Source organism: Leifsonia sp. GW821-FHT13C09 (assembly GCF_058806435.1).
Genome location: NZ_JBXAPS010000001.1, coordinates 903,541 through 922,296, shown reverse-complemented (window position 1 = coordinate 922,296; position 18,756 = coordinate 903,541). Strand labels below are relative to the sequence as shown.

Sequence of the window (18,756 nt, the reverse complement as noted above, 5' to 3'; positions counted from 1 at the left end):
GCGGAGAGCTACAGCGCCCCGATCCGTTCGCCCTCCAGCGCCTCCCGGATGCTGAGCGAGTAGATCCGCGACAGCCCGGGCCGAGCCGGGTCGCCGGTGACGTAGGCGACCGACTCCACATGCTCTTCGAACGCGTTCACCTTGTCGCGCGGGGCGCCGACGATGAGCTGGAAGCCCAGCCCGCGGAACGCCGCCAGCGCGCGCCCGGTGTACTCGTTGTCGGCCTTCACGAAGCCCTCGTCGAGGATGATCGGGGCGTAGGTGGGGGTGGCGTCCGTCCCGTCGCCGAGCCGGTACCGCAGCGCCGCCCCAAGGACGAAGGCGATGAGCTCCTGGCCCTCGCCGCCGGACTTGCCCGCGACGCCCTCGTGCACGATCTGGGCGCCGTCGGCACGGGTCTCGATCGCCCGGAACTGGTAGTGCTCGCGCGCGTCGAGCACCCGCCGCCGCCAGGCCTCGCCGGCCCGTGAGCGCTCCTCGAGGCGGGACAGGTCGCGGCGGAGGTCGAGGAAGTCGCGCTCGATCGCGGCGGCGTCCCTCCGGTCGGCCCCGGCCGCGGCGGCGGTGTGCTTGCGCAGCGTCCGCGTGAACTCGTGGAGGTCGCTGTTCGACACCGGCCGCGGGTCGATGTCGAGGGTCGACCCCTCGCGGAACTCGATGCCGCGCAGGGCGTTCGAGATCGGGCGGACGCCGCGGCGGATCGCGTGGCCGTCCTCCTCGATCTGGGTGAGGAGGGCGCGCAGGCTGTCGCCCATGCTCGCGCCCGCCTTGACCAGCCAGTCGGACTTGGCGCGCGGGAGGTCGTCCTCCACCAGCACCCGGTGGATGGCCTGCACGGCGGGGAGGCTGTCGATGGTCGCGTCGATCTCGGCGCCGGGGTCGAGGTCGCGGTAGCGCTCGAACGTCACGACGAGCAGCTGCTCATAATGCTCGACGCTCTGCTGGTGGGCGTCGATCTGGTCGCGCAGCGCCGCCAGCGCCTCGGCGTAGCGCCGGTCGACATCGGCCGCCTCCCGCGGCGCCGCGAACGGCAGCGTGCCGAGCAGCAGGCGCTCATCGGCGGTGAGCGGGCTGTTGTCCTCCAGGGCGTCGGCGATGCTGTCCTCGATGTCGATGAGGGCGGCGTGCTGGGCCTCCAGCTCGTCCACGCGGGCCTGGAGGGCGGCGCCGCGCTTGGCAGCGTCGATCCGCTCGCGGTCGTGGCGTTCGGACTCCTCCTGGAGGGAGGCGGCCTCGGGGTGCGCGACCGAGACGTTCGCGAGCTGGTCGGCGAGCTCGGCGGCGCGTGCGGCGTGCGGCGCGACCTCGATGGCCTCCCACTCCAGCGCGCGGATCGCGCCGAGCGCCTCGCTGCGGCGGCTGGCGTCGCCGTGCTCGGCTTCCGCGCGGTCGGACGCGGCGCGGGCGTCCGCCAGCTCGGCCTCGAGGGACGCGATGCGGGACGCCAGTTCGTGGATGCGCGGGGTGTTGTCGAGGCCGATCCAGGAGGCGGTGCGGCGGTCGTCCTTGACGACGCGGCCGCGCGCGGCAGAGCGCATCCCGGAGCGGGTGACCGCGCCGGTGACGCCTGCGGGCCGGGCGGCGTCCAGCTCCTCTGGCGACTCGACGCACAGCACGCTGCGGTCGGCCACCAGCTCGTCGTGCAGCCAGCCGTGGAACGGACTGGCGTCGTCGAACTGGAGGAGCGCGGGGACGGTCCGATCGATCGGGTCGAGCGCCGGCGCGCGGCCGGCGGCGGCCGGCACGAGCACGACCCGGCCGCGCAGGTCGGCCTCGTTCACGAACCGGCGGACGGCGTCGAAGCGGCGCTCGTCCACGATCAGGTGCGTCGCGACCTCGCCGAGCACGGCCTCCACGGCGCGGCTCCAGTCCCGGCGGCCCGGGGCGACCTCGAACAGCTCGCCGGCGTACGGGAGGTCCTCTGGGGCCAGCCCGGCCCCTTCGGCGATCCGGCGGCGGCGCTCGTCGGCGTCGGCCGGCACGTTGCTGCGGCGCTGCTCGAACGACCGCTTCTCGGCGGTGGCGACGGCGATGGCCTTCTTCGCGGCGTCGACACGGCCGGCCAGCTCGTAGCGTCGCGCCTGCTGCTCGTCGTCGGCGGTCACCGCGGCGAGGCGCGACTCGGCCTCGCGCTGGAGCTCCGCGAGCTGACCTGCGGACTCCGGGGCGGCCAGTCCCGCGCGGGCGAACACGGCGTCGGCCGCCGCACGCTCGCGGGTCTGGGCCGCGAGGATCCGTTCGGCGAACTCGAGCTCCCGGCGGAGCACCACTGCGGGGTCACCGCCAGCCGCGGCGAGCCGGGCCTGGGCGTCCTGGTGCGCGCGGTGCGCCGCCTGCTCCTCGGCGTCGGCCTCGCGGCGCAGCGCCTCCTGCTCGCGCTTGCGGTCGCGGACCTCGTCCACCTGGCCGGACACCCAGTCGCGGATGCGCTCGGCCAGCCAGACCCGCAGCCGCGGGCCGGTTTCGCCGTCTGCGGGGGAGAGCAGCCGGCGCTTGCCAGTGGCGTCCTCGACGGCTGCGGCGTACTGCTCGGCCCGGGCCGGGACGTCGGCGAGCACCTCGAGCTTGCGCCGCGTGGTCTCGAAGACGTCGTACAGCGCGGACGCCTCGCGGTAGCTGCTGAGGGTGGTCTCCCAGCGCGAGAGGGCGCGCGGCTCGGTGAGCACGAAGCTCTTGAAGAGCTCGTCGATGGAGAACACGCCCTTGGACGCCTGAGCGCGGCGCAGCAGGGTGAGCGCCTTGAGCTGCGACTCGTCGCTGCCGCCGATGCCGAGCTCCTCGCACAGCCGCACGCGGAGCTCGGGCTGCGAGGAGGTGACCAGGTCGCGCTCGGGGTGCACCAGCCGACCGAGGGAGGCCCGGGTGAGCGGCGACGAGCTGCCCGGCTCCTGCACCAGCTCGTTCAGCCGGCCGAGCGGGAACTCGCCGTGCGCGAGCAGGTAGACGGTCGCGGTGGTGACCTCGTCCTGTGTGGACGTGTCCGGTCCGATCCAGGCGAGCCGCGCCGCGGTGATCGTCTCGCCGAGCTCGGTGCGCCAGGTGATCGCGGCGCCGCTCGGGAAGGCGGTGCCGAGCGGGCGCAGGAAGTGCGTGGTGGTGGTGTCCGAGCCGGCGTCCTTCACCTCGTCGGTCTTGCCGCGCGCGTAGCTGTAGACGGTGCGCTCGGAGCGGTGACGGGAGTCGTCGCGCGCCGCCCGGTTGAACTCCTGCGGGTTGGGCATGATGACGGCCGACATGGCGTCGAGCACAGTGGATTTGCCGCGCCCGGTCGGGCCGAGGATGGCGATGCCGCCGCGGCCGACCGGCATTCGGTGGAGGCCGTCGTAGCTGCCCCAGTTGAGGAGCTGGACGAGCTCGATGCGGAACTGGCCGCGGCGCAGCAGGCCCTCGTCGGCGGGCAGATCGGTCACTCGGCGTCCTCCTCGGCGGCGGCGGTGTCGGCGGGCGCACCGGCGCCCTCCAGGAACAGCCGCTCCAGGTGGAGCAGCTCGGCGGTGCCGATCAGCGGCACGACCGCGGGCGAGACGACGAAGAGATCGGGGTCCTCTGGCGCGGGGGTCAGCAGCTCGAGCCGGTCGAGCGCCGCGATCGCCGCCCGGATCCGGCGGTCGACGCGCACCTCGTCGTGGGCGGAGTCGCCCTGGAACCGGCCGAGGAACTCCGCGATGTGGTCGCGGGTGACCGTGACAGGCTCGTCGTGCGCGTCCGTGTAGGCGTGCTCCTGCCGCAGCAGCACGAGCAGGAGCGAGGCGTCGCGGGACAGCGGCTTCTCCCGTCGGAGCAGGACGGGGACGCCGTCCTCGCCGTTCTGCCGCTTGAAGGCGACCTCGTGCTCGCGGTCGAGGTGCAGGGTCAGGAACAGCTCGTCGAGCCGGGCGCGGATGTCGTCCTCGTGATCGAGCAGGTTCCGCCAGGCGTCGGGCTGCTTGGCGCGGGTGATGAACCGACTCGTGAGCAGGGTGACGAGCGCGGTGCGCGCCTCGCGGGGGAGGGTGTCGGGGACCCGGTCGCCGAAGGCGTCGTCGCGCGCCTGCGCGTCCGCGCTGTCGATCGGGTCCTGTTCGAGGGTGTCCGTCACCGGTCGTTCGCCTCCGTCTCGAGCGCGTCCCGTCCGAAGACGAGCAGCGGCATGGTCACTTCGCGGTCGCCGTCGGCCAGCTCCAGCGGCACGGTCTGGACGCCCTCGGCTACGGCGCCGTGCTCGGCGCCCAGCTCGATCAGGCTCACGGCCAGTCCGAGCCGGCGGAACTCCGGCGGCGTCTCCGCGTACACGTCGGCGCCGGTGACGGTCTCGGCCCGCGCGAGCAGGGCGTCGATCGTCTCCCGCACGGCCGCGGTGCTGGTCCCTACCGCGAGCCGGAGCGCGTCGCGCTCGTGCTCGGGCAGCGGGTCGTCGTTCTCGGTGATCGCGACGCCGACCTGCGGCCGGCCGCGGTCGCGCCAGAGCTGGGTCTGGGTCACGTCGACCAGCTCCCAGCCGCCGATGCCGAGCACGTCGCCGTCGACCAGCACCGGCCCGGGCCGGCGCTCCGTCCAGAGCGCGCCCGCGTCGAGCGCGCGGGCCGCGAGCGAGAGCAGCCGGGCGTGCCGGTCGGAGCCGCTGCGGCTGAGGAACCGGCGCAGTGAGGAAGTCCAGCGCACGTAGGTCTCCTGGACCGCCTGCTCCTCGGCGAGGAGCGAGGTGATCAGCGTCTCGAGCTGGGCGCGCTGCCGCTCGGTCAGCTCCGCGCCTGGGCGCGACAGCACCCGGTCGATGTCGGCGCGCATCCCGTCCAGTTCGCGCGAGGAGAGCATCCCCGCGAACCCGCGATACGCACGCCCCTCCGGCGTCTCCTCGAGCAGGTCGTTGTCGCGCAGGAAGCGGTCCACGAGCGCCCCCTTGCCGACATGCTGCGAGGAGGCAGCCCGCGCGACCTCCCGGTGGCGCTGCTCGACCATCGCGCCGAGCTGGCGGAAGTCCTCCGGCAGCGTCGCGGTGAGCCGGAGGACTTCGCGCACCTGGCGGGCGACCGTCTCGGGGGAGGCGGCGACCGCTCCGTCGCGCGCGATCGCGTCGCGGCGCGCCTGCAGCTCGGCGATCTCCCGGTCGAGGCGTTCGAGCTGGGACTCCGCGGTCGGGTCGGTGAGCGCGGCAAGGTGGTGGACGGCGTGCGCGATGCTCGCGAAGCGCGCCTCGGACACAGCGCTGTCCGGCTCGGCCAGCTCGCGGACGATCCGCAGCGCCTGGAGGGCGTACTGCGAGAGCCGGTAGCGGGCGCGTCCCTCGCCGGCGCCGGCGCGGGTGCGGATCAGCCAGCGGCTGTCCACCCAGCTCCGGCAGTACTCGACGGGGGAGGTGCGGGAGGACTCGGCGTCGGCCGGAGCGTCGCTGTCGTCGCGGTCGTCGCGGTCGTCCTCCAGGGCCTCGAGCGCCTCGGCGACCTTCTGGTGGAACCAGTCGGCCGATACGGTGCCGTCGGCGTACTCCAGATGACGGGAGAAGAGGGGGAGGACCCAGCGGCCGTTGTAGCTGCGCAGCAGCGCCCAGGTGGGATGCTCCTCCCAGACCGCCGCGACGCGCGCGGCGTCGAGAGCCTCGTCCACTCATCCTCCGGGTGCCAGACACGTGCAGCACAGACAGGTGCAGCACAGACAGGTGCAGCACAGACAAAAATCGGCCCGGACCTGGGGATTTCTCCTCAAGTCCGGGCCAGTTGGTTGCGGGGGCAGGATTTGAACCTACGACCTCTGGGTTATGAGCCCAGCGAGCTACCGAGCTGCTCCACCCCGCGGCACAAGAAGAAACTCTATCACGGCCTCGGGGCGCTGTGAAATCGGGTGCACGCCCGGGCGAGTCCGATTCGTGCAGACCGGGCGTCCCACTAGAGTCGAGCCAGGAATTCGGGAGAAGACGTATGGCGAACTCTGCTCAGAAGTACCGCGTGTGCGTGATCGAGGACGATCCGGACGTCGCGTTCTACATGAAGACGGTGCTGGAGAAGCGTGCCGATGCGCAGGTGGTCGCGGTCACCGATCCGTCCATCGCGCTCGACACCATCGCCGCCTTCGACCCGGACGTCGTCATCACGGACATCGAGATGCCGGGCATCTCTGGCATCGACCTGTTGCGCGAGCTGCGCGGGCGCCACCCGGGGATGCCGGTCGTGGTGATGACCGCGCACGTCTCGGTCGACTACGCCGTCTCCGCGCTGCGGGCCCAGGCCGACGAGTTCCTCACCAAGCCGATCGCCTCCTCCGAGCTCGTCGCGATCGTCGGCCGCCTGGCCGAGGAGGGCCGCGCCAAGCGCGCCGCCAACCAGCAGCAGGTGGTCCTCGCCATCGGCGCGCACCCGGACGACGTCGAGATCGGAGTCGGCGGCATCCTGTCCGCGCACCGCGAGGCGGGCAATCAGGTGGTCATTCTGACGCTCTCCCGCGGCGCCCGCGGCGGGGACGCCGAGGACCGCCAGCACGAGTCGCTCGCGGCGGCCGAGCTGCTCGGCGCCCGCCTGTTCCTGGAGGACCTGGAGGACACCCGCATCTCGGCGGGCGACCCAACCGTCAGCATCGTCGAGCGGGTCGTCGCCGAGGTGCGGCCGGACATCGTCTACACGCACTCCGCGCACGACCGTCACCAGGACCACCGTGCCGTGCACGCCGCCGTCAACGTGGCGACCCGGGACGTGCGCACGGTCTGCTGCTTCCAGAGCCCGTCGGCGACCATCGACTTCCGGCCCACCCGGTTCGTGCCGATCGACGGGTTCACCGAGTCCAAGCTGCGGCTGATCGACTGCTTCCGTTCGCAGACCGAGCAGCGCGCGTACCTCGAGCACGACTTCGTGCTCGCCACCGCGCGGTACTGGTCCCGGTTCGGCGGCGGCACGAACTGCGAGCCGCTGGAGGTCATGCGCGACACCGCCGACATCTCGGTGCCCGCCGCGAGCATCCACACCGACGCACGGATCAGAAGGACCCAGGAATGAGCGACGAGGTCACCCGGGTCCTGGTCACCGGAGCCGGCGGACCGGCCGGCGTCGCCGTCATCCGCTCCCTGCTCAAGCGCGCCGACGTGGAAGTGCTCGCGGCGGACATGGACGGCTGGGCGAGCGGGCTGTACCTGGTGCCAGAGGGCGCCCGCCGGATCGTGCCTCCCGGGAAGTCGCCGCAGTTCGTGGACGACGTGATCGCCCTGTGCGCCACCGACGACGTCGACGTGCTGTTCTCTACGGTGGACGTCGAGCTGCCCGGGCTCGCGGCGAGACGGGACGAGCTGGCGGCGGCCGGCACCGCCCTCGCCGCGCCGAGCCACGAGACGCTGGTGACGTGCCTGGACAAGTACCGGCTCGCGCAGACTGTCGCCGGCCGCGCGCGCATCCCGGAGACCCGGCTGCTCGACCGCGACGGCGTCGGCGCGGAGTGGGTCTTCCCGGTGATCGTCAAGCCGCGCAGCGGCGCGGGCTCGCGGGGCGTCCGGCTGATCCCCGACCGCGCGGCACTGGAGGCGCTCGGCGAGGACCGCAGCGTCATCATCCAGGAGAACCTGCCGGGCGAGGAGTTCTCGGTCGACGTCCTCGCCGGGCTCGACGGCAACGTCATCGCCGCCGTGCCGCGCTCACGGGAACGCGTCGACTCCGGCGTCTCGATCGCCGGCCGCACGGTTCGCCGGGCCGAGCTGTCGGACACCGCCGCCGACGTCGCGCGCGCCATCGGCCTCACCGGCGTCGCCAACGTGCAGCTGCGCTACTCCAGCGACGGCGTCCCCGCGCTTCTGGAGGTCAACCCGCGCTTCCCCGGCGCGATGCCGCTGACGATCGCCGCCGGCGTCGACATGCCGTCGCTGCTGCTCGACCTGGTGCTCGGCCGCCCGGTGCCCTCGGCCGTCGACTTCGCGGAGCTCGCCAACGTGCGCTTCCTGGAGGACGTCTTCCTCGACCCGGGCGACGTGCTCGTCTCCGGGAACGCCGCGCACGCCGAGGGGCCCGAAGAGTGACGGCACCGGGAGCGACCGGGCTGAGCGCGCTCCTGGAGGGCGACTTCCATGTCCACTCCACCTTCTCCGACGACGCCCGCAGCACGCTCGCCGAGAACATCGCGGCCGCGCACCGCGCCGGGCTGCGCACGGTGCGGCTGACCGACCACGTGCGCGCGTCGACGGCGTGGGTTCCGGAGTTCGTCGCGGCGGTCGCGGCCGAGCCGGTACCGGACGGTCTCACGGTGCTGACCGGCGTGGAGGCCAAGCTCCTCGACGTCTCGGGCGCCCTCGACACCCCCGCCGGCCTCGTCGTCGGCCCCGGCGGTGTGGACGCCGTCGTGATCGGTGACCACCAGTTCCCCGGCACCGATGGGCCGTGGTCGCCCGAGGCCACCCGGGAGCGCCTTGCGGCCGGACTCTCGGCGGACGATGCGCTCGACCTGCTGATCGAGGCGAGCATCCGGGCGATGGAGGCCACGCCGCACGCGCAGCTCGCGCACTGGTTCTCCATCCTGCCGAAGGTCGGGCTCTCAGAGGAGCAGCTCGGCGCCTCCCGGCTGGCCGCCTGGGCCGCCGCGGCGGCTGCCACCGGCACGATCGTCGAGATCAACGAGAAGTGGGCCTGCCCCGGCCCCGCCGCGGTGCGCGCCCTGCAGGCCGCCGGTGCGCGTATCGTTGCCTCCACCGACAGCCATGACGCCGCGGACGTGGGCCGCTACGACCGAGTGGCGGCGCTGCTCGCCGCCGTCGATCAGGAGGAGAAGGGATGAGCCCCGTCGAGCTGACCCGGGTGCAGCGCGAGCAGCTGCAGCGCGAGCTGGACGCCAACCGGCGCTGGGAGTTGCGGCTGCCGGTCTACGGCGCCGTCGCCCTCCTGATCATCGCCGCGATCGTCGTGGTGCGGGTGGTGTTCTTCTCGTGACGGCCAAGCGGGTCGTGATCGCGGACGACGACGCCGACATCCGGGGGCTCATGGTGATCGCCGCCAACCGGGCGGGTGTCGACGTCGTGGCCGCGGTCGACAACGGCCGGTCGGCGCTCGACGCGGTGAACGCCGGCGGCATCGACCTGGCGGTGCTCGACATCTCGATGCCGGGCCTCAACGGCGTGGAGGTCGCCGAGGCGATCCGCGGCGGCGAGCTGACCAAGAGCACCATGATCCTGATGGTGTCGGCCTCCGTGCAGCTCCTCACCGACCACGGCATCGTCGCCGACCGCTCGGACAGCTTCCTCATCAAACCGTTCAGCCCGCGAGCGCTCTCCGAGCGCATCCGCTCGATGCTCGGACTGGGAGAACTCGCATGACGGTCGACCGCTGGCTCAGCCGTATCCCGATCGAATCGCCCTCCGTCGTCCTGAAACTGGCGCCGACGCTGGTGGGGTACGCGATCGCGCTGGGACTGTCGCTGATCCCCGGTGTGGTGAGCCAGCACATCCTGCCCTACATCGGCGGCTCGGTCGCGATGATGATCGGGGCGTTGCTGCTCGCGATCCTGGTGCCGTGGCCGCGCGTGGGAGTGCGCTGGTCGGTCGTCGTCCCGTTGATCGCGATGCTCTCGATCGGATTGATGCGGATCGGCACCGGCGGCACCACCTCGGCGGTCGGCGTCATCCTGCTCCTGCCGTTCGTCTGGATCGCGACGGAGGAGGGCCGGCGCAACATCGTGATCGCCGGGGCGGGAATCTTCCTGGTGCTGCTCGCCCCCATCGTCGTGGATGTGGCCTCGACAGGTCCGGCCGACATCATCCGCGCCTTCTTCTCGCCGGTCATCTACCTGATCGTCGCCGCAGTGGTCAACGAGATCGCGCACCGTTCGCGCCGGCAGCTCGCGGCGACCCGCGCCGCCGCGGAGCAACGAGAGGAGCTGCTCCAGCAGGCCGTGCGCACGCAGGACGAGCTGGTGCTCAACGAGGCCAGGCTGAAGACCGCGAACCGCCTCATCCAGAGCATCTGGAACGCCGTGACGGAGCAGTCCGTGATCGGCACGGACCTCGACGGTGTGATCGACGTCTGGAACCCGGGCGCCGAGAAGATGCTCGGGCTGACCGAGGGTCAGGTCGTCGGCGCGAACCGCAAGGTCATCGAGTTCCACCTGGTCAGCGAGCTGGAAGAGCGGCTGCGCGACATGGACGCGCGCTTCACGACGGTGGCTGGCATGGACGACTTCTCCGCGCTCGTGGACACTGTGCGGGCGGGCTATGCCGACGTGCGCGACTGGACCTACGTGCGCGCCGACGGCAAGGAGGTGCCCGTCCAGGTCGCCGCGACCCCGCGGCTGGACGAGAACGGGCACAGGGTCGGCTTCATCTTCGTGGCCACCGACATGACGCAGGCGCGGGAGTTCGCGCGCCTCAAGGACGAGTTCGTCGGCCTCATCTCGCATGAGCTGCGGACCCCGCTCAGCTCGATCCTCGGCTACCTCGAGCTGATGCGCGACGACGACGAGTCCCCGCTGTCCGACGAGCAGCTCCAGTACCTGGGCGTCGCCGAGCGCAACGCGCACCGGCTGCTGCGGCTGGTCGGCGACCTGCTGTTCACCGCCCAGGTGGAGTCCGGACGGTTCCCCATCGACATCACGGACGCGGAGCTGCGCTCGGTCGTCGCCGCCTCGGTCGAGTCGGCGACCCCGGTCGCCGCGACCGCGGGTGTCGAGCTGGTGTGCGACGTCCCCGACGAGCCGGTGGAGGTCCGCGGCGACACCGTGCGCCTCGGGCAGGCCGTCGACAACCTCGTCTCCAACGCGTTGAAGTTCACGCCGTCCGGCGGGAGGGTCACCGTCTCGCTGCACCGTGAGGGGGAGGAGGCGGTGGTGGCGGTGACGGACACCGGGATGGGCATCCCGGCTGTAGAGCTGAGCCAGCTCTCGCAGCGGTTCTTCCGTGCCTCCACCGCCACCCGCAACGCGGTCCCGGGCGTCGGCCTCGGTCTCACCATCACCAAGGCGATCGTCACCGCGCACGGCGGCCGGCTCGACATCGCGAGCGAGGAGGGCCTCGGCACGTCGATCAGCCTCCGGCTCCCGGTCGAGACGCCGCGCCCCGTCGCGGAGGCGGTCCCCGGCGCGGAGGCCCGGCCGTGACCGGCGTCGGCGTCGCGGTCGCGCAGTTCACGCCGGGCGACGACCGGGTGCACAACCGGGACCTGGCGGAGGCGCTGATCGCGGTCGCGGCCGCCCGCGGGGCGCGGCTCGTCGTGCTGCCGGAGTACTCCTCGTACTTCACCGACCCCCTCGGGCCGTCCTTCGCGCGCAACGCCGAGCCGCTGGACGGGGAGTTCGTGCAGGCGCTCCAGGTCGCGGCGCGCGACCACGACGTCTTCGTGATCGCCGGGCTCGTCGAGCAGACCGGGGTGCGGGACAAATTCGCCAACACGCTCGTCGCGGTCGGCCCGACCGGCGAGAGACTCGCCGTCTACCGCAAGCAGCACCTCTACGACGCCTTCGGCTCCACCGAGTCCGACTGGGTCGTGCCCGGCGACCTCGCGCTGCCCGAGGTGTTCGAGGTGGACGGCCTCCGGATCGGCATGCAGACCTGCTACGACCTGCGCTTCCCCGAAGTGACGCGGCGGCTGGCGGACGCGGGCGCCGAGCTGGTCGCCGTTCCCGCGGAGTGGGTTCGCGGTCCGCTCAAGGAGCAGCACTGGTCGACGCTGATCGCCGCGCGCGCGATCGAGAACACGCTGTACGTCGCGGCGGCCGACCACACGCCGCCGATCGGCGTCGGCTCCAGCGCGATCGTCGACCCGATGGGCGTCGTGCTCGCGGGACTGGGGGAGACCTCGGGCGTCGCCGTCGCGGAGGCGTCGGCCGAGCGCGTGCAGGAGGTCCGCCGGCGGAACCCGGCACTCGAGCTGCGGCGCTACCGGGTGGAGCCGATCGACTGAGCGCGGCTCGGCAGCGTTCGGGTCAGGAGCCCAGGCCGGGTCAGGAGCCCAGCGTCGCCAGCCGCGCTGCGGCCTCTTCCAGTACTTCGACGCGCTTGCAGAAGGCGAACCGCACCAGCGACGCCGTCCGCCGCGCATAGTCGTCGCGGCAGAACGCGGACAGCGGCACCGCGACCACACCGGCGAGCTCGGGCAGCCGGCGGCAGAACTCGACGGCGTCGGGGTGGCCGAGCGGCGCGGCGTCCGCGACGACGAAGTAGGTGCCGTCGCTGCCGTGGACGTCGAATCCGGCGGCCCGCAGCCCGGCGGACAGGACGTCGCGCTTGTGGGCGAGCGCGGCGGCGATCCCGGTGAAGAACGTGTCCGGGAGGGCCAGGCCGGCGGCCATAGCCGGCTGGAACGGCGCACCGTTCACGTAGGTGAGGAACTGCTTCACGGCGAGGATGGCGGTGACGAGTTCGGCGGGCGCGGTCAGCCAGCCGACCTTCCAGCCGGTGGTGTTGAAGGTCTTGCCGCCGGAGGAGATGGTCACGGTCCGCTCCCAGCCGCCGGGGAGCGTCGCGATCGGGATGTGCCGCGGCCCGAAGGTCAGGTGCTCGTAGACCTCGTCGGTGACGATGAGAGCGTCGTGCCGGTGGGCCAGTTCGACGATCGTCGTCAGCGTCTCGCGGTCGAGGACCGCACCGGTGGGGTTGTGCGGCGTGTTGACCAGGATGACCCTGGTGCGGTCCGTCACGGTGTCGCGCAGCCGGTCCAGGTCCGGCCGGAACGCCGGCGGTTCCAGCGGGACGGTTCGGTGCACGCCGCCGGCGAGGGAGATCACCGCGCCGTACTCGTCGTAGAAGGGCTCGAATGTGACGACCTCGTCGCCCGGCTCGAGCAGAGCGAGGAGGGTCGCGGCGATGCCCTCCGTCGCTCCGGCGGTGACCAGCACCTCGCGGTCGGGGTCGACCTCCAGACCGTAGAAGCGCCGTTGGTGATCGGCGACGGCCCGCCGCAGCTCCGGGACGCCGATCCCCGGCGGATACTGGTTGGCGCCGGCGCGGATGGCGTCAACGGCCGCGTCGAGCACGACGGCGGGCCCGTCCTCGTCGGGAAAGCCCTGGCCGAGGTTGATGGCGCCGGTGCGCACCGCGAGAGCACTCATCTCCGCGAAGATCGTCGGGCGGACGACGCCGTCCGCACCCAGCAGTCCCGCGCCGCGCGCGGCGGCCCTCCATGCGCCCGAAACCGTCATGGACCCACCGTAGGGCCTCGCTCCGAGCGTATCCATTCGTTACGTTGGGAGGAGTCATCGGGAGGCGGAAGGTCGCCCACAGGACCCGCAAATAGAACGCTCAGGTTGGCATCCCAAGCTGTCTAGTGCTTGGAAGGAGCACCACACCATGACCGACTCCCCGATCACCCCGGAGCCCGCGAAGCCCCAGAACGACGCCGAAGCCGACGCGGTCGTGGATGGCGGCGCGGCTCGTCCCGCCGAGACTCCGGCGGCGCAGACTCCCGTAGCGGCGCAGACCCCGGCAGCCGAGCAGCCCAGCGCTCCGGCCCCGGACCACGGCTGGACCGCTCCCGCCGCCGCTCAGCCCGCGGCGCAGCAGCCGACCGCCGAGCAGCCGACGGCGCAGCAGCCCACCGCGCAGCAGCCCACCGCCCAGCAGCCCACCGCCCAGCAGCCGACGGCGCAGCAGCCCACGGCGCCGCAGGGCCCGATCCCCGTGAACCACACGCAGCCCACCCAGCCGGTCGCCCCGCAGCAGCCCTACGGTCAGCCGGCCGGCGCGCCGCTGCACCAGCCGCAGCCCGACTACGGCAACGGCGCGTTCGGGCAGCCCGCCTACGCGCAGGCCCCGTACGCCCAGCCGGGCGCTCAGCTCCCCGGCGCCCACCAGCCCTACGCCGCCGCGCCGGGCACCGGCGAGAAGGCGCCCCGCAAGCGCAACACCGGCCTGATCATCGCCACGCTCGCCATCGGCGCGCTCATCGGCGGCGTGGCCGGCGCAGGCGCGGGCATCGGCCTGTACTCGGCCACTGGAAGCAACGCGACCATCAAGACGGTCTCCGGCCCGCAGAACATCACGGTCAACGACACCAACAACGCCACCACGGTGACCGCGGTCGCCGCCAAGGCGTCGCCGAGCGTCGTCACCATCTCCGTCAGCGCCTCCAGCGAGGGCGGCACCGGTTCCGGGGTCGTGCTCTCCCCGGACGGCTACATCCTCACCAACACGCACGTCGTCACCCTCGACGGCGCCGCGGCCAACGTGAGCATCAGCGTCACCGACAACAACGGCAAGATCTACACGGCCAAGATCGTCGGCACCGACCCCACCACCGACCTCGCGGTCATCAAGCTCGACGGCGCCAGCGGGATGACCCCGATGAACTGGGCCGACTCCAGCAAGCTGAACGTGGGCGACACCACGGTCGCGATCGGCGCCCCGCTCGGCCTCTCCGGCACCGTCACCGACGGCATCGTGAGCGCGCTGAACCGGTCGATCAGCATCGCGTCCTCGGCGGCGCCGAAGTCCAGCGACGGCTCGAACGGCAACGGCGGCGGCAGCGGCAACGGCAGTTCGCAGAACCCGTTCAACTTCGACTTCCCGAACCAGGGCGGCGGCTCGTCGCAGAGCGGCAGCCAGGGCACCATCTCGCTCCCCGTCATCCAGACGGACGCGTCGATCAACCCGGGCAACTCGGGCGGCGCGCTGCTCAACAGCAAGGGCGAGCTGATCGGCATCAACGTCGCGATCGCGAGCGCCGGCGGCGGCAGCTCCTCCGGCACCCAGTCCGGGAGCATCGGCGTCGGCTTCTCGATCCCGTCGAACCTCGCGAAGCGGATCTCGGACGAGCTGATCAAGGACGGCAAGGCGACCCACGGCCTCCTCGGCGCCTCGGTCGGCGACGCGAGCCAGGACAGCAAGGCGACCACGGTCGGCGCCGCCATCAAGTCGGTCACCTCCGGCGGAGCCGCGGCCAGCGCCGGCCTGCAGGCGGGCGACATCGTCGTCAACTTCAACGGGCTGCCGATCACGGACGCCACGGACCTGACCGCCCAGGTGCGCGCGCTTCCGGCGGGCGCGAAGGCCGAAGTCACGTACCTCCACAACGGTCAGTCCAAGACCACCTCGGTCACCCTGGGCTCGCTCCCGGCGAACTGACCGCAGGCCCGCACGGAAGGCCGTCCCGCAGAGCGGGGCGGCCTTCCGTCGTCCTGTCGTCGGACGGGGCGCTCAGGCGCCGGCTGATAAGCTCGGCGAGGCCCGTACGACGAATGGATCAGATGCCGGACGACAACGTGAACACCCTTCCCGGTGTGTCCTACGTGATGCCCGTCCTCAACGAGGCGACCCATGTGCGGGCCGCGGTCGACAGCCTGCTGGCACAGGACTACACCGGTCCGTTCGACGTCACCATCGCGCTCGGGCCGAGCATCGACGGCACCACGGAACTGGTCGCCGAGCTCGCCGCCGTCGACCCGCGCATCCGCGTCGTCGACAACGAGGTGGGCTCGACCCCGGCCGGGCTGAACCTGGCGATCCGCTCGTCCCGGTACCCGGTCGTGATCCGCGTCGACGCCCACAGCGTCCTGCCGCCGGACTACGCGCGCATCGCGGTGGAGACCATCCTGGAGACCGGCGCCGACAACGTCGGCGGGCTCATGGACGCCCAGGGCACGACGTCGTTCGAGCGCGCGGTCGCCCGCGCATACGGCAGCCGGATCGGGCTCGGCGGCACCAAGCTCCACGTCGGCGGCACAGCCGGCCCTGCCGAGACGGTGTACCTCGGCGTGTTCCGCCGCGACCGCCTCCAGCAGGTCGGCCTCTTCGACGAGGAGATCAAGCGCGGCCAGGACTGGGAGCTCAACCGGCGCATCCGGCAGGCGGGTGGCACCGTCTGGTTCACCCCCCGGCTGCGCGTCGTCTACCGGCCGCGCCCGAACCTGTACCGGCTCGCCCGGCAGTTCTTCTCGACCGGGATCTGGCGCGGCGAGCTCGCCCGGCGCTTCCCGGCCTCCAACGGCGTCCGCTACTTCGCCCCGCCGGTGATGGTGCTCGGCGTCGCCCTCGGCGTGCTGCTCGGACTCGGCGGCGTGCTGCAGGCCGTCCTCGGTGCGACCCCCTGGCTGCTCTGGGCCTTCGCGGTGCCTGCGGCGTACCTGGTCATCGTGGTGGCGTCCGCGTTCGTCTGGGGGCGCCGCGACAACTTTTCCGCGTTCCTGTGGTTTCTCGTAGTCTTGCCGTGCATCCATTTCAGCTGGGGCATCGGGTTCATCCTCGGATACCTCTCGCTCACGCGGAACATCACGGCCCACACGGGAAGGTAGGCATGACAGCAGCGGGACCGGCGGCGCACGGAGCGCGGCCCTCGTCGATCGCCGAACTCCGGGCGGTGGCCCAGCCGCCCGAGGTGCGCGGACGGCGCAACGCCGAGCACTGGACGGCGTCGCTGTACCTGCGGAACCTGTCGCCGTACCTCACCTGGGTCCTGCTCAAGACCTCCATCTCGGCCAACGGCGTCACCGGGCTGATGATCCTGACCGGCTGGGCCACGGCCGCGAGCCTGCTCATCCCCGGGATCGCCGGCGCCGCGCTCGCGCTCGTCCTCGGCCAGCTCCAGATGCTGGTGGACTGCTGCGACGGCGAGGTCGCACGCTGGCGCGGGACATCGTCGCCCGCGGGGATGTTCCTCGACAACGTCGGCCATTACACGACGGAGACGCTGATCGCCATCGTGCTCGGCATCCGCGCCGCCGGGTTCCCGTTCGAGGCGCCGCAGGACTTCCTCTGGACGAACCTCGGCACCCTGCTCGCGCTCATCATCGTCCTGAACAAGGCGCTCAACGACATGGTGCGCGTCGCCCGGGCGAGTGCCGGCCTGCCCAAGCTGGCCGACACCGAGGCCGCGTACGCCCCGACGCACGGGGTGGTCGCCCGGCTGCGGAAGGCTGCCAAGTTCGTCCCGTTCCACCGGATGTACCACTCGGTGGAGCTGACCATCCTGATCTTCGTCTTCTCCATCGTCGGGCTGTTCATCGGCTCGCCGCTCGCCGACCGCGTCCTGCTGTCGATCCTCGTTCCGCTGGCGCTGCTGGCGGCGATCGGGCACTTCGTGGCGATCATGTCGTCCAAGCGGGTCCGTGGCTGACCCCACGGTCGGCGTCGTCGTGCTCACCCAGGGCACGCGGCCGGAGGACCTGCTGCGCGGCGTGGAGTCCGTCCTCGCCCAGAAGGGGGTGGCCACCGACATCGTCGTGGTCGGAAACGGCTGGGACCCCGCGACAGCGGATCCGCCGTTGCCGCCCGGGGTCGGGACGCTGGCGCTGCCGGAGAACCTCGGCATCCCGGCCGGGCGCAACCGAGGGGTGCCGCAGGTGGCGGGGGAGTACCTGCTCTTCCTGGACGACGACGCCGACATCCCGTCGCCCGGCTTCCTGCGCGACGCGATCGCCCTGCTGCGGAGCGACCCCGGTGTCGGGATGATCCAGCCCCGGCTGCGGGCGCGCGACGGCAAGCCGTCGCCGCGGCGCTGGATCCCGCGGATCCGGAAGGGCGACCCGGAGCGGTCGTCCGCAGTGTTCTCGGTGCTGGAGGCGGTCATCGTGCTCCCGCGCGTCGTGTTCGAGCGCGCCGGTGGCTGGGCCGACCCGTTCTTCTACGCGCACGAGGGCATCGAGCTCGCCTGGCGGGTGTGGGATCAGGGCAAGCGCGTCTGGTACGCGGGCGACCTGGTCGCCGAGCACCCGGCTGTGTCGCCCACCCGGCACTCGTACTACTACCGCCTGAACGCCCGCAACCGCGTCTGGCTGGCGCGCCGCAACCTGCCCGCGGTGCTGGTCCCGGTCTACGTCGGCTCGTGGACGGGCATTCAGCTCCTGCGCTGGTTCCGCAAGCCGGACGTCCTGCGCGCGTGGTTCGGCGGCTGGCGCGAGGGCTGGAGCGCCGACCCGGGCGAGCGCCGGCCCATCCGCTGGCGCACGGTGCTGCGGATGACCGCGGCCGGGCGGCCTCCGATCGTCTAGGGCGCGGCTTCGTCCGGCGACTCCGGCGCGGCCGGATCGTCGTCCTTCCGCCCGCGACGGGCTTTGCTCGCGGGCAGGGCGCTGCGCAGCACGACCCCCGCCTGCACCACGCGGCGCCCGGTGACCACTCCGAAGCGCCGCACCGCTCCCGGCCCCTCCGACGGAGTGAGGGCGTCCGGGATGACGAGCGGCGCCGACCCGAAAGCCAGCCGCGAGTTCGTGACCACGCGCCGGCCGAGGATGTGGTTGCCGGTCCCGCCGACGACCGCGCCGATGCCGAACGGGATCGCCCGGGCAACGATCGAGGCGCCGCCGCGCACCGCGAACTGCCGGATGAAGGAGTTCCGCAGCCGGTCCACGAGCGGCCCGACGACCATCGACGGCAGCGTCGTGGTGACGAGCTCGCCCCAGTACGCCGTGCGCGTGACCCCGGTGCCGGCCACCTGCGCGGCGAGCTGGCGCACCAGGTCGGAGCCCTCGCGGCCGAGCATCATGGTCAGGACGAGGGCACGTGCCCGCGCCGGGTCCTCCACCGCGATGCCGTGCAGTTCGCTCAAGGACTGCGCGTACAGCGCAGTGGCCTCCAGAAAGGCGGCGGTCTCCAGCCCGGAGAGGGCCAGGGTCACGCCGGTGCCGATGGCGGGGATGACGGCCGTGGCGCCGACCGCCGCGCCGCCGGTGGTGACCGCCGCGAGATAGCGCCGCTCGAGGATGGCGGCGAGCTCGACGGCCGTCGCCTCGGGGTGCCGGCGGCGCAGGCCGCGCAGGTGCGCGAGCACGACCGGCCGCTGGATGCCGAGGAACCGGTCCAGGGTGTTGTCGACGGCGCGCGGGGTGTCCCCGCCACGCGGCGGTCCGCCGGTCGGGGAGACGAAGGGCTCGGGTCGCTTGCTCATCTGTACC

Annotated in this window: 16 protein-coding genes and 1 tRNA gene; 11 read left to right on the top strand and 6 right to left on the bottom strand. The window is 72.5% G+C overall.

Going from position 1 to position 18,756, the window contains the following annotated elements; translation table 11 throughout:
* Positions 1–8: 8 nt before the first annotated feature.
* The 4 genes from AC1ROW_RS04475 to AC1ROW_RS04460 form a co-directional block, all read right to left on the bottom strand.
* Positions 9–3,410, bottom strand: coding sequence for an ATP-binding protein (locus tag AC1ROW_RS04475; protein WP_493017639.1), 3,402 nt, complete (start codon positions 3,408–3,410; stop codon positions 9–11).
* On the bottom strand, positions 3,407–4,078 hold the full coding sequence (locus tag AC1ROW_RS04470; protein ID WP_493017638.1) for a DUF4194 domain-containing protein: 672 nt from the start codon (positions 4,076–4,078) through the stop codon (positions 3,407–3,409). The genes AC1ROW_RS04475 and AC1ROW_RS04470 overlap by 4 nt, the downstream gene beginning before the upstream one ends.
* Positions 4,075–5,583 carry a DUF3375 family protein gene (locus tag AC1ROW_RS04465; protein WP_493017637.1) on the bottom strand — a complete coding sequence of 503 codons (1,509 nt, stop codon included), beginning with the start codon at positions 5,581–5,583 and terminating at the stop codon, positions 4,075–4,077. The genes AC1ROW_RS04470 and AC1ROW_RS04465 overlap by 4 nt, the downstream gene beginning before the upstream one ends.
* 111 nt (positions 5,584–5,694) lie before the next feature.
* Positions 5,695–5,771, bottom strand: a tRNA-Met gene (locus AC1ROW_RS04460).
* Positions 5,772–5,894: 123 nt separating this feature from the next.
* Here AC1ROW_RS04460 and AC1ROW_RS04455 point away from each other — a divergent pair.
* Genes AC1ROW_RS04455 through AC1ROW_RS04425 form a run of 7 tightly spaced genes read left to right on the top strand, consistent with a single transcriptional unit; the run spans position 5,895 to position 11,834 of the window.
* Positions 5,895–6,962 (top strand): PIG-L deacetylase family protein, encoded by a 1,068-nt coding sequence (locus tag AC1ROW_RS04455; RefSeq protein WP_493017636.1) that lies wholly within the window; start codon positions 5,895–5,897, stop codon positions 6,960–6,962.
* Positions 6,959–7,969 carry an ATP-grasp domain-containing protein gene (locus tag AC1ROW_RS04450; RefSeq protein ID WP_493017635.1) on the top strand — a complete coding sequence of 337 codons (1,011 nt, stop codon included), beginning with the start codon at positions 6,959–6,961 and terminating at the stop codon, positions 7,967–7,969. Before AC1ROW_RS04455 ends, AC1ROW_RS04450 begins: the two co-directional genes overlap by 4 nt.
* Positions 7,966–8,721 (top strand): PHP domain-containing protein, encoded by a 756-nt coding sequence (locus AC1ROW_RS04445; RefSeq protein WP_493017634.1) that lies wholly within the window; start codon positions 7,966–7,968, stop codon positions 8,719–8,721. The genes AC1ROW_RS04450 and AC1ROW_RS04445 overlap by 4 nt, the downstream gene beginning before the upstream one ends.
* Positions 8,718–8,873 (top strand): hypothetical protein, encoded by a 156-nt coding sequence (locus tag AC1ROW_RS04440; RefSeq protein ID WP_493017633.1) that lies wholly within the window; start codon positions 8,718–8,720, stop codon positions 8,871–8,873. Before AC1ROW_RS04445 ends, AC1ROW_RS04440 begins: the two co-directional genes overlap by 4 nt.
* The gene (locus AC1ROW_RS04435) at positions 8,870–9,256 is read left to right on the top strand and encodes a response regulator (protein ID WP_493017632.1); all 387 of its coding nucleotides are present in this window, start codon (positions 8,870–8,872) and stop codon (positions 9,254–9,256) included. Before AC1ROW_RS04440 ends, AC1ROW_RS04435 begins: the two co-directional genes overlap by 4 nt.
* On the top strand, positions 9,253–11,031 hold the full coding sequence (locus AC1ROW_RS04430; RefSeq protein WP_493017631.1) for a sensor histidine kinase: 1,779 nt from the start codon (positions 9,253–9,255) through the stop codon (positions 11,029–11,031). The genes AC1ROW_RS04435 and AC1ROW_RS04430 overlap by 4 nt, the downstream gene beginning before the upstream one ends.
* Positions 11,028–11,834 (top strand): carbon-nitrogen hydrolase family protein, encoded by an 807-nt coding sequence (locus AC1ROW_RS04425; RefSeq protein WP_493017630.1) that lies wholly within the window; start codon positions 11,028–11,030, stop codon positions 11,832–11,834. The genes AC1ROW_RS04430 and AC1ROW_RS04425 overlap by 4 nt, the downstream gene beginning before the upstream one ends.
* 40 nt (positions 11,835–11,874) lie before the next feature.
* On the opposite strand, the gene AC1ROW_RS04420 is transcribed toward AC1ROW_RS04425, so the two are convergent.
* Positions 11,875–13,071, bottom strand: a complete 1,197-nt coding sequence (locus AC1ROW_RS04420) for a pyridoxal phosphate-dependent aminotransferase (protein WP_493017629.1) — start codon at positions 13,069–13,071, stop codon at positions 11,875–11,877.
* A 148-nt stretch (positions 13,072–13,219) separates the two neighbouring features.
* On the opposite strand from AC1ROW_RS04420, the gene AC1ROW_RS04415 reads away from it, so the two are divergent.
* The 4 genes from AC1ROW_RS04415 to AC1ROW_RS04400 all read left to right on the top strand — a co-directional run bounded on the left by AC1ROW_RS04415 (position 13,220) and on the right by AC1ROW_RS04400 (position 17,853).
* On the top strand, positions 13,220–14,992 hold the full coding sequence (locus AC1ROW_RS04415) for a S1C family serine protease (RefSeq protein ID WP_493017628.1): 1,773 nt from the start codon (positions 13,220–13,222) through the stop codon (positions 14,990–14,992).
* 122 nt (positions 14,993–15,114) lie between these two features.
* Positions 15,115–16,158 (top strand): glycosyltransferase family 2 protein, encoded by a 1,044-nt coding sequence (locus AC1ROW_RS04410; protein WP_493017627.1) that lies wholly within the window; start codon positions 15,115–15,117, stop codon positions 16,156–16,158.
* 2 nt (positions 16,159–16,160) lie between these two features.
* On the top strand, positions 16,161–16,979 hold the full coding sequence (locus tag AC1ROW_RS04405; RefSeq protein WP_493017626.1) for a CDP-alcohol phosphatidyltransferase family protein: 819 nt from the start codon (positions 16,161–16,163) through the stop codon (positions 16,977–16,979).
* Complete coding sequence (locus tag AC1ROW_RS04400; protein ID WP_493017625.1) at positions 16,972–17,853, top strand: glycosyltransferase family 2 protein; 882 nt, start codon at positions 16,972–16,974, stop codon at positions 17,851–17,853. The genes AC1ROW_RS04405 and AC1ROW_RS04400 overlap by 8 nt, the downstream gene beginning before the upstream one ends.
* On the opposite strand, the gene AC1ROW_RS04395 is transcribed toward AC1ROW_RS04400, so the two are convergent.
* Positions 17,850–18,749, bottom strand: coding sequence for a hypothetical protein (locus AC1ROW_RS04395; RefSeq protein ID WP_493017624.1), 900 nt, complete (start codon positions 18,747–18,749; stop codon positions 17,850–17,852). The two genes, AC1ROW_RS04400 and AC1ROW_RS04395, sit on opposite strands and share 4 nt — an antisense overlap.
* Positions 18,750–18,756 lie beyond the last annotated feature (7 nt).